The organism is Patescibacteria group bacterium (assembly GCA_041661625.1).
Taxonomy (GTDB): Bacteria; Patescibacteriota; Patescibacteriia; order JAHIZJ01; family JAHIZJ01; genus JBAZUB01.
On the sequence record JBAZUB010000009.1, the window covers coordinates 1 to 12,165 of the forward strand.

At 49.1% G+C, this 12,165-nt stretch carries 1 protein-coding gene; it reads right to left on the reverse strand.

Annotation, left to right across the window (positions count from 1 at the left end; translation table 11 throughout):
* Positions 1 to 12,165 (reverse strand): hypothetical protein (locus tag WC734_06320; protein MFA6198731.1); only part of this gene is annotated, 12,165 nt, incomplete at both ends.

Sequence of the window (12,165 nt, forward strand, 5' to 3'; positions counted from 1 at the left end):
TACCATACGGGGATGCATTAGAAGAACCAATGAGAAGTGCATTAGTAGCTGAACCCAAAACCTGAAATATCCCGCCCGTGATATTTGCTGTGTCACTATTTCCCGACACAACAAGCTTATACGTTGGTCCCGTCGTCCCGATGCCGACGTTGCCGTTTGTTGTATCTACCGTTAGTCCCGTTGAGGAGTTCGATGTTTGAGACAAAAATATCTTATAACCAGTATTTGCTGTCAAGCCCAAATTCGAGTTTCCCGCCCAAATATGGTTGTTGCCACTATCTCCACTGCTTACTCTTATGCCAGTTCCAACAGTATTTTTGCCCAACCAAACATATCCGCCCGAGCCTTTTGATGCCAGTGAAATATCAATATCTGCATTAGTCCCTGTTGCCAGAATTCCCCCATAACCAATACCTAACCCCGTTGTTAAATTTGAATGTCGTATTCTTAAACCAGCGACTTGACTATCATCAATCACATCCAGTTTCGCCCCCGGACTCGTCGTTCCGATGCCGACGTTGCCGTTATTTATTGTCATTGTCAAATTGTTTCCTGTTCCTCCAAGGTGTAAATCACCTTCCGCTCTTAATGATAAAGAGTCAACACTTGCTCCAGTAAATATTGAACCGCTATCGCCATAACCAAGATAACCCCGCAAAGTACCAGCTTCACTAAATTCAAGCCATCTAGACGCGGTTGCATCCCCAATTCTTAAATAACCACCTTCAATGTGCAAGCGGGCAGAAGGGCTCGTCGTCCCGATGCCGACATTGCCGCCTGTATCATCCACATATAACCTCGTTACACCCGCAACTTCATCAAAAATATTGTAGCCAGTTAGATTGGCACGTAATCCTGTCTGCCATTTAACAGTACCCGCGCTTGCGTAAGCTGATTGAGCATAATAAGAGGAAGAAAGCCTGCCAACCCTTAATGTAGAATTAGTCGCTCCGTCAGAATAAATATCTCCAATAACTTGAAGCTTTGCCCCCGGATCCGTCGTCCCGATGCCGACGTTCGTTCCGTTGTCATACATGACAGAGTTTTCCAAAGCGTTCGTACCGTTGAAGCGCGGGATGTAGTTATCGGTACCAGAGATGTTTCCCGCCGCCAAATAGTAAGACCCATGCTGGCCATCAAGAAGATCCGCATCAAGAGTAGAACCGGAACCATCATTACTTGATTGCCAAATTGTCGACCAACTTGAAAAACTGCTTTCATTATAAAACGCATCGCGGTACATTATACTTCCGTCATGTCCAAAATATAACTGAGAATGCTCATGCCCTGAATAACCATAAACATCAAGAAGTGTCCCATATGTAGTTGGAGCACTGGCGCCTTCATAGTTGTCCCAAATTTTTATTGAAAATGGGCTTATGTTTGTCCTTACGGCCGATGTTGCGAAATCATATTGGTTTCTGGACCATGACACATCTTCATTGTTGAGCATAATATCACCAGAGAAATTAGCAGTCCCATTAACATTGAGTTTGTAGGAACCCGGCTCCGTCGTCCCGATGCCGACGTTGCCGTTTGTTATTCTCATAGCCTCTGTCCCAACACCATCATAAAATGTTAGAAAACCTCCTCCACCAGAAGATTGCATTTGCAATTCACTTGTAGCTGGGTCAAGAATGAGTCCCTGATTACCAAATGCGCCATCCGAAGACCTTCTAAAATAGATACCCCTGTCGGTTAACAGCGTTGCTATATTTGCTACGCCAGTGCTAATTTCCAACTTTCTTGCTGGGCTCGTCGTCCCGATGCCGACATTGCCGCCGCTTTGGATTGTAACCTTTGGCGTACTATTCGTTATCAAGGCTAAATCATAAGCTCCATTTGTACCTATATTATTAGTACCCGAAGAAGAACCCATATAAAAATTCTGCAAATTGGACGTGAAAGAGTTACCACTTACCGACAATGATGCAAAAGTTGTTGCCCCGTTCCGAAGAGTAAGAGAGCCTGCTCCCCATGCCGTTCCCACTTGGATGATGCCCGCGTCTGGCAGATATACTACATTACTTGTTCTGATAGCACCGTTAACATCTAAAGCATACCCCGGATCCGTTGTCCCGATGCCCACGTTGCCACTCATTATTGATGTGACTATTGACGAAATACCAGTTCGTGTAAATTCTATTGCGTTAACACCATTTGTATTTGCATCATTTAGTGCCCTTAATCTCATTACTCCTGTGCCAACAGCAGAACCAACTTGCCACGCCCAATTTTTTGTGTCCAACGCCGCCCCAGTATCAGACATCCAAGAATCAATTAATGTATTTCCGCTCAAATGCAACTTGCCCAAAGGACTCGTCGTCCCGATGCCGACGTTGCCGCTTACTCTTTGTATTGTGACGTTCGTCTGATTAAGAGCGGAGGAGTTATTATTGCTTCTAAAACGTAGAGAGTCAGAAGTAGAATCCCAATCTAGTCCCACATATGGCACGGGATTGGAGGGATTCTGGAACGACAAAGCACCACCTTGAATAGAAAGTTTATCTCCCGGTCCCGTCGTCCCAATCCCGACGTTGCCGGTTGTTGGATTTAAAATCACATTACTGCCAACCGGATTTATATAAAGAGGAGCACTGCCATGACTCTGTATCCAGCCATATGTGGAGTTAACACCTAATATAACTTGCTTACTATTCGTATCGCCTGTGACAGCAATCCCATTAGCCACGCCACTTCCATCACTTTCATCAACAAGTACCTGTAATTTACTCCCCGGACTCGTCGTCCCGATACCGACGTTGCCGCCGATTGGATTCAGAGCCAAAGCCCGAGCAGCATCGGTGGAAATATTTTGAGACTGAATCCATGTATAGACGCTTCCATCGCCCACACCAGCCATAAGCCTCGTTGAAGTGTCGCTGAGAGCCGAGAGCGCAAGCGCGGAGTTTGCAAAAGTCGTCGCACCCGTCGCACTCGCGGCAGCTTGCGTCGCACGATTGACTTCCAACTTCGCCCCCGGTCCCGTCGTCCCGATGCCGACGTTGCCGCTCGTTTGAGAAAATCCAGCAACTCCACTATTATAAAGAGTAGTTACTCCACCAGTAAGCTGGAAAAAATTACTTCCAGACATATCATCAAAATCAATTACTCCGCCGGTTGAAGATATTCTGTTTCCTTTAAGGTTTCCACTAAAAGTACCATTCGTGCCGGAAATTACCGTACCTGTCACTGTACCGTTAATATATGTATTACCAGAAACGTATAATTTATATACCCCGGGGTCTGTCGTCCCGATGCCGACGTTGCCGCCGTCTTGGAAGGTGACACTTGCCGAACCAAGACCACTGTCTTCAAACAATAAATCTCCGGAAGCGTTGACACCAAGTTGCCAGGATTCGCCCCCCGCATTTTCTTCCAATGTCAAGGCTCTATGATTTCCGTCCGATTGAAAACCTACAGTGCCGATGGATGTTTCCATTGTGCCAACGTGCAATTGGTGCAAAGGACTCGTCGTCCCTATGCCGACGTTGCCGTCTATTATAAACTTCGTCGCATTTGCAGAAAAAATATTATTCTGGCCAAACAGATCAACATTTAACATTCCGTCATTATCTTGTTGAAATAATATACCCCCGGTACCATCAGCTACCGATGAGTAAGTCTGATTTTGAATAAGAAACCTACTAGAACTATAAGCCGCGCCAACTAAGTGCAGCTTCGCCCCCGGACTCGTCGTCCCGATGCCGACGTTGCCGTCACTTTGTATTCGAACCTTTTCGGCTCCACCGATTGTAAAACGATGGTCCATGTCTGATTCATGATTTAGAGAATTTGCGCCAGCATCCAGCAGTCTCACAAAAGCATTACTGAACCTCATTGCAGAAGAACCCAAATCATATGTACTATCTGCATCCGGGCCAATATGTCCTAACACCTGTAATTTGAAGCTACTTGGACTCGTCGTCCCGATGCCGACGTTGCCGTTATCTAATATTGCCAAATGAGTGCCCCCATTCTCCATAATATTAAAATCATCACCCGGGGTTTTTACCAATGACCAAACACCAACTCCAGTTCCAACTGTTCCAGTTCCTCCCATGGTAATAGTTGCGTAATCATTACCCGCATCATTTATCCTAATTCCTTCGTTATAATCATGACCCAAAGCGTCTCCTTCGGGCGTTAATCTAACTTTTCCGTTAATATCCAATCTTACTCCTGGACTCGTCGTCCCGATGCCGACGTTGCCGCTTGATTGTATTCGCACTTTTTCTAAACCATTAAATCTAAAAATGGTGTTCGTCGTCCCGCTAATAGGATTATCCAGATAAAGATTATTGTCCGTGTAAAGAGTTACGACTCCACCCAACCTTACGCGGGAAGCGTCCGCATAAGCTAACGCTTGACCAATAGGCAGCATCAATTCTCCATTCACATCCAGCTTCGCTCCCGGCTCCGCCGTCCCTATGCCGACGTTGCCGCCGCCAGTCGCCAAATAAGTTGAACCGGTCGTTGTTAATTGCGTGGTTGAGGCGTTGCCGGTTACGGTTAAAAGATTGGTTGTTCCGTTAAAAAGGAAGTTTGAATTGGAAGTAATTGTATTAGCGTCCGACCAGTAAGCAATCTGGTTGGCCGCGCCGTTGCCTCTCCCCTGAATGCCGATAGTTGAAGTCGCAACCCAGGCCGGATTGCCGCCGGAAGAAGAGAGGACATATCCGCCGGCGCCTAAAGCGAGTCTCGCAAGATATCCGGATGAATCGCGGTAGTAGGTATCGCCTTGAGCATCGGATCCCAGACTCATAGTATTGCTCGTTCCGGAAATGGTTCCGCCGGCAATGGTCAGGTTGTTATCAAGGTAAGCGTCGGTTAGGGAAGTTCCGTTCCAGACTCCGGTTTTGACCGTCCCTGTGTTATCAATATACATGCCCGATCCGATTGCCAGCGCGCCTGCTATGTCCAGGTTTTCAGCGATAGTTGAGGTTCCGGTTCCGTTGACGTTTAGCAGTCCGGCGAGAGTCAGGCCGCCGGAAGAATCAAAATCGGTTCCGGCGTTGCCGATATTTTCAATCGGGTTGTTATTCATCTGTACGCTGCCGTAGATGTAGGTGTTGCCGTCGTTTTTAACAGTCAGTAAGTTCGCTCCGGTTGAAGAAGCCACGTTAAATATATCCGCTCCGGCCGTTCCCTGGACAGAGAGTTTCATTAATGGACTGGTCGTCCCGATGCCGAGGTTGCCGGTACTCGTTAACCTCATAAGTTCCGAATATCCCCCGCCTTCCAAATCATAACTCCAGTTCAAGCTAGCAGTTACCGGATCGCCTGACACTGGTAAAACTTCTTGTATGAAGTTGGCGTTCTTTGTAACAAGAGCGGTGGTATCCCAACCCTCGGCCGCAAATCTTAAACGCGGAGAAATTCTTACCGGAGCAGCAGCCGTAGCCGAGGAGGAAGAACTTAAAGCAACCCCGTCGACAGAAGTGGTGGTTAATGAAGCTCTTGACACAGAAAAAGAACTAGTAGTTGTTATGGCTCCTGTAGTTCCTATCGTATTGGCGTTGGCAATGCTTAACTGCCCATTTTCATCAATTACCATTCCGGTCGTATCGCCCGCGTTGCCAAAAATTTCCAATACATTTTTTGTTCCGTCCCAAGGGATAACTAAATAAACGGATGGGTCGGTTGTGGAAGAGCTTGTTTCGCTTATTCTTACCCAATAGCCTGAACTGCCGTTTACCGTATCAGTCGCCCAGTCAACCGGAGGAGTAAAATTGATTGTTCCGTCAACAGTCAGCCCGCTGGTTCCGTCTGTAACAGACAGAGCCCCCCAGTTTCCTCCTCCCAGCGAATACTCAAACTCAATAGTTCCGGCTCCAACGGCGGCAGTGGCTATATCAATATAAACCTGCGAGTATGTTCCGGATTTCCCGATGTAAAGGAAGTCGGCAGTGTCATTAACAACTGTAAAAGACGTTCCCCGAGTTGATTTAGCTTCGGCAGTCCTGTCGGTAAAAGCAGTTCCGTTCCACCAATAAACATAATCAAAAGCGTTTTCCCTGATATAGCGCAAAGTCGTATCCGGAGTAGTGATTTTAGCCAGTCCCGAAGATGACAAATCAGCTAAAAACCTTGATGCGCCGGAAACTAAATCCAAGATACCTTCTGGCGTCGTCGTCCCGATGCCGACGTTGCCGCCAGTCGTGGCTAAATAAGTTGAGCCGGTCGTTGTTAATTGCGTGGTTGAGGCGTTGCCGGTTACGGTTAAAAGATTGGTTGTTCCGTTAAAAAGGAAGTTTGAATTGGAAGTAATTGTATTAGCGTCCGACCAGTAAGCAATCTGGTTGGCCGCGCCGTTGCCTCTCCCCTGAATGCCGATAGTTGAAGTCGCAACCCAGGCCGGATTGCCGCCGGAAGAAGAGAGGACATATCCGCCGGCGCCTAAAGCGAGTCTCGCAAGATATCCGGATGAATCGCGGTAGTAGGTATCGCCTTGAGCATCGGATCCCAGACTCATAGTATTGCTCGTTCCGGAAATGGTTCCGCCGGCAATGGTCAGGTTGTTATCAAGGTAAGCGTCGGTTAGGGAAGTTCCGTTCCAGACTCCGGTTTTGACCGTCCCTGTGTTATCAATATACATGCCCGATCCGATTGCCAGCGCGCCTGCTATGTCCAGGTTTTCAGCGATGGTTGAGGTTCCGGTTCCGTTGACGTTTAGGAGGCCGGCGAGAGTAAGACCGCCGGAAGAATCAAAATCGGTTCCGGCGTTGCCGATATTTTCAATCGGGTTGTTATTCATATTCAGCGTCCCGTAGATGTAGGTGTTGCCGTCGTTTTTAACAGTCAGTAAATTCGCTCCGGTTGAAGAAGCCACGTTAAAAATATCCGCTCCGGCCGTTCCCTGGACGGAGAGTTTCATTAATGGGCTCGTCGTCCCGATGCCGACGTTGCCAGTACCGTGAAGCGTTAAAATATCCGCCGCGCTGTGCAGCCCCAAACTGAAAGTGTTGCTCGTAGATCCGGCGCCTCCAATATAATTAAAATTAAATTCCGCCTGATTGTAGCTGGAGTTGGCGACACCGAAGCCGATTTGGACATGCTGGCCGGCAATAATATTCGGATTATACACAAGCAAAGGCTTGGACCATTCTTGGACAATCGTATCAACAACATTCAGTTTTGCCGCCGGATTAATGATTCCAATCCCCACGTTGCCCGTCCCGGAAAAAGTAAAATTATTCCCCGCGAGCGCCACGTCCGTGGAAGCGTCCAAGGTCATCAGATCTTTAAATTCCGTGAAATCCAAGGAGTCGGCGGTAATGTCCCCGGCCGCGATCGCCCCGTAACCCGGTATCGTTCCTCCGTGCAAAACTTGGGTTGCCGTGCCAATGGCCAGCCGCGTCAGATATCCGCTGGCATCGCGGTAGTAGATATCACCGGTGGCGTCGGAGCCGAGAGACATCGTATTTGAAGCGCCGGAAATCGTTCCCGCGGCAATGGTGAGATTGTTATCAATTTTTCCGTCCGCGATACTCGTCCCGTTCCAAGTGCCGGTGGTGATGTCTCCGGTGTTGGCGGTGATGACGAGGCCGTTGTAGCTGACTTTGTTGGTGAAGGTTTCCGCTCCGGCGAGAGTGGAAAGAGTGCCGGTCGTAGGCAACGTCACATTGGTTCCGGCCGTAGTAGTGAGGGTCATCGGGAAAGCGCCGGAGGTTGTGAAAGCGTCGGCAAAGTTCACGCTCTTGGTGGCGGCCAGAGTCAAAGATTCCGTTCCGGCGAAAGTGATGGAGTTGGTGGCGAGGGTGGTGGAATCGGATAGAGTGAGAGTTTTGGCATTGCCCAAAGTGAGGCTGGCGGTGTTGAAAGTGGTAGAATCATTGAGTGTCAATGTTTTCAAAGCGCCGATCGTGAGTATGCCGGTGGTTGACGTGATGGTGAGCCCTTCGTATGTCGCGTTGGTGATGGCTCCGGCCGCGTCAATATTCCAGTCGGACGAATCAATAGCGACGGTATTCAAGTTCCCGCCGATAGAAACCGCGCCAGCGCTAGTTCCGGTATTAATATTAGTGGCAAAATTGGAAGAAACATTAAGATTGATTATTCCTCCGGTGGAACCGATTGCTCCGGTATTGGTTATCCCCTTAGCCGCGGCGATCGCGCCGGAAGAATTGACCTGGAATAAATCACCATTGCCGACGGTGAGCAAAGCAGCCGGAGTCGCGTCGCCTATGCCGACGTTGCCGACGAAAGAAGAGTTTCCCGCTCCGGAAACCGTTAGCGCGCCGGTCGGGATGCTTACGTTCCCGCCAGTCGTCAGGTTCATCGCGTTCACCCATCCGGCGGAACCGTCGGGAGAATAGTAAAAATTAAATCCCCCGGGATTAGTGTCGCCGCTTTCCCGCACAGAAAACTGCCAAGCCGCGACTGAATTTTGCACCTGAAGCGCCGTATCCGAATTACCGGGCGTTTTAAATAATGAAATAATTCCGCCTGGGAATGACGCCGATTCAACATCAAGAGGATACCCCGGACTAGCCGTCCCTATCCCCACATTTCCCCCGGTAGTGGCAAGATAGGCGGAGCCGGTGGAGGTGAGTTGGGTCGTCGTCGCGTTGCCGTTGGCGTTTAACAGTCCGGCGAGAGTAAGACCGCCATCCGTATTAAAATCAGTTCCGGCGTTGCCGATATTTTCTATCGGATTGGCGTTCATGTTTAGGGTTCCGTAGATATAGGTATTATGGGCGATGATGCCGTTAGCGACGAAATTGTGGGTTCCTTCAACTTCTATGTCATAAACCTGTTCGGCCGGAAGTTGTTTTATGGCCTTAATCTTTTCAAAACTAGCGCCGGTCAGACTGTAGTCAGCGACGGCGATCTCGTCTCCAACGGAAAGCTCGGAGACTTTGGTCCAGGCGAATCTGGCCAAATACGGATGATTGCCCGTTGTTCTAATTTTCTTTCCGCTTTCAGTCTCTATCTCATAAATTGGCTTAACGCCCATGTCCAAAAGTCCTTTGATTTTCGCCGGCTCCAGTTCGCCGGTTTTTTCGTTTAAGGAGAGGACTTCCATCCCGGATTTAATGTCTTTAATCTGGACGTATTTTATATTGACGATTTCCGATTCTTCAAAAGTGGCCTTTTGATTGGCTGAAACGACGACCGGCAATAATGTGTCTCCGGTTACGCACTGTCCGTCCGAATTTACCGTTAAAAGGCTGGCTCCGGTTGAGCTCGCGACGCTAAAGATGTTCTGCCCGGCGCTTCCCTGAATGGACAGCTTCATTAAAGGACTCGTCGTTCCGATGCCGATATTCCCCGCCCCGGAAAAAGTAAAATTATTCCCCGCGAGCGCCACGTCTGTGGACGCGTCCAATGTCATCAGATTTTTGAATTCCGAAAAATCCAAAGAATCGGCAGTAATATTTCCGGCCACAATCGCTCCGTAGCTTGGCGTTGTTCCGCCGTGCAGCACTTGGCTGGAAGTTCCGATTGGAAGTCTTGTTAAATATCCGCTCGCGTCGCGGTAGTAGATATCACCGGTGGCGTCGGAGCCGAGACTCATTGTATTGGACGCGCCGGAAATCGTTCCCGCGGCAATGGTGAGATTGTTATCAAGATAAGCGTCGGCGATTGAAGAGGCGTTCCAGGTTCCGGTTTTAATTATACCGGTTGAGTCAACATACAATCCCGAACCGACCGCGAGAGCGCCGTTAATGTCCAAATTTTCGGCAATGGTTGAGGTTCCGGTGCCGTTTACGCTTAGCAGTCCGGCTAAGGTCAGTCCGCCCCCTGCGTCAAAATCAGTTCCAACGTTGCCGATATTTAATATCAAACCGTCATTCATGTCCAAATCCCCATCCAAAGAAAAACCCCCGGATACGGACAAAAATCCGCCAAGATTAAGATTCTCTCCGATATAGTAACTGCCGGTGGTCGTCGCGTTGCCGCTGTGATACGCTTCGCCGTTTAAATAGCTGTTTCCGACAACGCTGAATTTAGCCGCCGGAGAAGAACTGCCTATGCCGACATTGCCGCTGTAAGCGATATTGAATAAATCATCTCCGTCCGAAGAAAGCGCCCGAAAAATATCGGCCGACTGTCCGACTTTGGCTTTTAAATCCAGCGTTGCGACGGTTGTTGTTGAAGAATCGTTCTGGATAAAAACCGGCTGGTTAAAATCAAAGCGGTCTTTTAAGGAATCCCAAGTAATAACCGCGTTCGGCACGACTACCCCCCGATAAAAAGTCAGGTAGCTGTCTTCCTCGTCGCCGGACGCGTTATCCGTATTCAGAGTAAAAATTGAACTCTGGGTGCCGGAGATGGTTGTTGAAGCGGCCGAAAGATTGTTAGCCACGATCTGGTCAATATAGAAATCATCCCAGTAAAGCGCCGGACTGCCGATATCGCGGGTGGCATTCTGGTCGGGAATTAAACTGGAATTAAAAGATGAATTGATTGTTACGGTATCGGTTGAATCATTGCCGATGCTTACGTTACCGTCGGCTCTAAGGTAGAGCTGATTGGTATTGCCGCCGGTTTTTATTTCAAGATCCCGGACAATCCCGGTACCCGAACTTTGGGTCTGGAGAATAAACCGCTGGAGGTTCCGATCCCAGGTAAAAGAAACTTCTTCCCTGTCGCCGGCGGTTGATCCGTTTACGCCTTTTGCTCGAAGCCAGAAACCGGAGAAGTCGGTGCCGTCGTCGTCTTTCGGCTCTATGACGAGGATGTTGCCGTAACCGGATTTCTGGTTGGTTAAAAAAAGATAGCTTGAAGTCATTTCATCTTCCTGGGAAAAAGAATGAGTTAAGTTGCCGCTGGTTATTCCGAGCGTTCCCGCGACCTCAAGCTTGTAACCGGGGTTTGTTATTCCGATGCCGACATTCCCGTTCCCGTTAATTACAAACCTGTCATTCGTTCCTAAAGCGCTGGATGATGCGATTCGGAAACTGCCGTCAGTGTAATCAAGGCCCATGGTCCATTTGTAGTTCGCACCCGAAGCTGAACTGAATTCAATTGCCGAATCAGCGGCATTATTATAGATGGAGAGTTTTTGATTCGGAGAGGTTGTCCCGATGCCGACGTTGCCGGAACCGAGGAAAGTGAAAGCCGGGTTGGTCGCGGCGTTGCCGAAAGTAATTTGTTCGGCGTCGTCATTCGTGTCAATGTTAATATAGTTATTCGCCCCTTGCCTTGTTAAAAACGCGCTAGCCGTATTGTCGGGAATGTTATTGGTAATTACTCCGGTAGTAACCGTATTCCCGTTCACGGTTACGACTAATCCTTCAATCGTGGTAGTGGCGGCCGAATCGCCTAAGACCAGTTCACCGGTCGCTAAAGTCTCAATTCTCGTTGTCCCGTCGGTTAAGCGGAAAGTTTGGCCGTCCGGATAGGTTAGAAGAATATTTCCGCCGCTCGCGGTAAGGCTGATTCCGACGCCGGTAAAATTAAGGGTTGAATCGGAGAGCATGGCGATTGAAGAAGTGGCGAAGAGATTGTAGGCTCCTCCGGTCCGCTCGGTAATGGCGCCGCCCGCGGTAAAAGTTGACGAGCCGCCGATAGTTGTAAAAGAAGAACCGCCAGCGTTCAGGGTATAATTGCCGGTCGGGGTGTAGATAAAATCGGTTCCGTCAATCGTTACTTCGCCGGTTGAATTGATATCAAAATTATTGGTTTCAAAAGTGATGTTTTGCTCCGAGCCGTTCACGCCGATAGTAATCGCGCCGGTATTATTTAAGGCAAAGGAGGAAGAGTTGATTGTCGTGGCCGCGCCGGTGATATTAATAATCTGGCCGGCAGCGTTGACGGTATAAGTTCCGCCGGTGGAAGTCTCCGTAATACCGGCCGCGCCCGACAAGGTTAAGAGACCGGCTGAGGTTGACCAAGTAGCGGCATCAGCCGAAGTGATAGTCAGTCCTCCGGCCAGGGTTCTCAGGGTTGAAGCGCCGGTAAAATTAATTTTATTGGTGGAAATGTAAGTGGATCCGCTTCCGACTTTCAGCGTTCCGCCTATTTCAAAGTTATCGGCGATGCTGGAAGTACCGGTTCCGTTGACGCTTAGCAGTCCGGCGAGAGTCAGGCCGCCGCCGATCCGGTAACTGCCGGTGGTGGTGGCGTTGCCGTCATGGTAAACATCTCCATGAAAATAGCTGTCTCCGGCTACGCTTAATTTACTCGCCGGACTCGTCGTGCCGATGCCGACGTTGC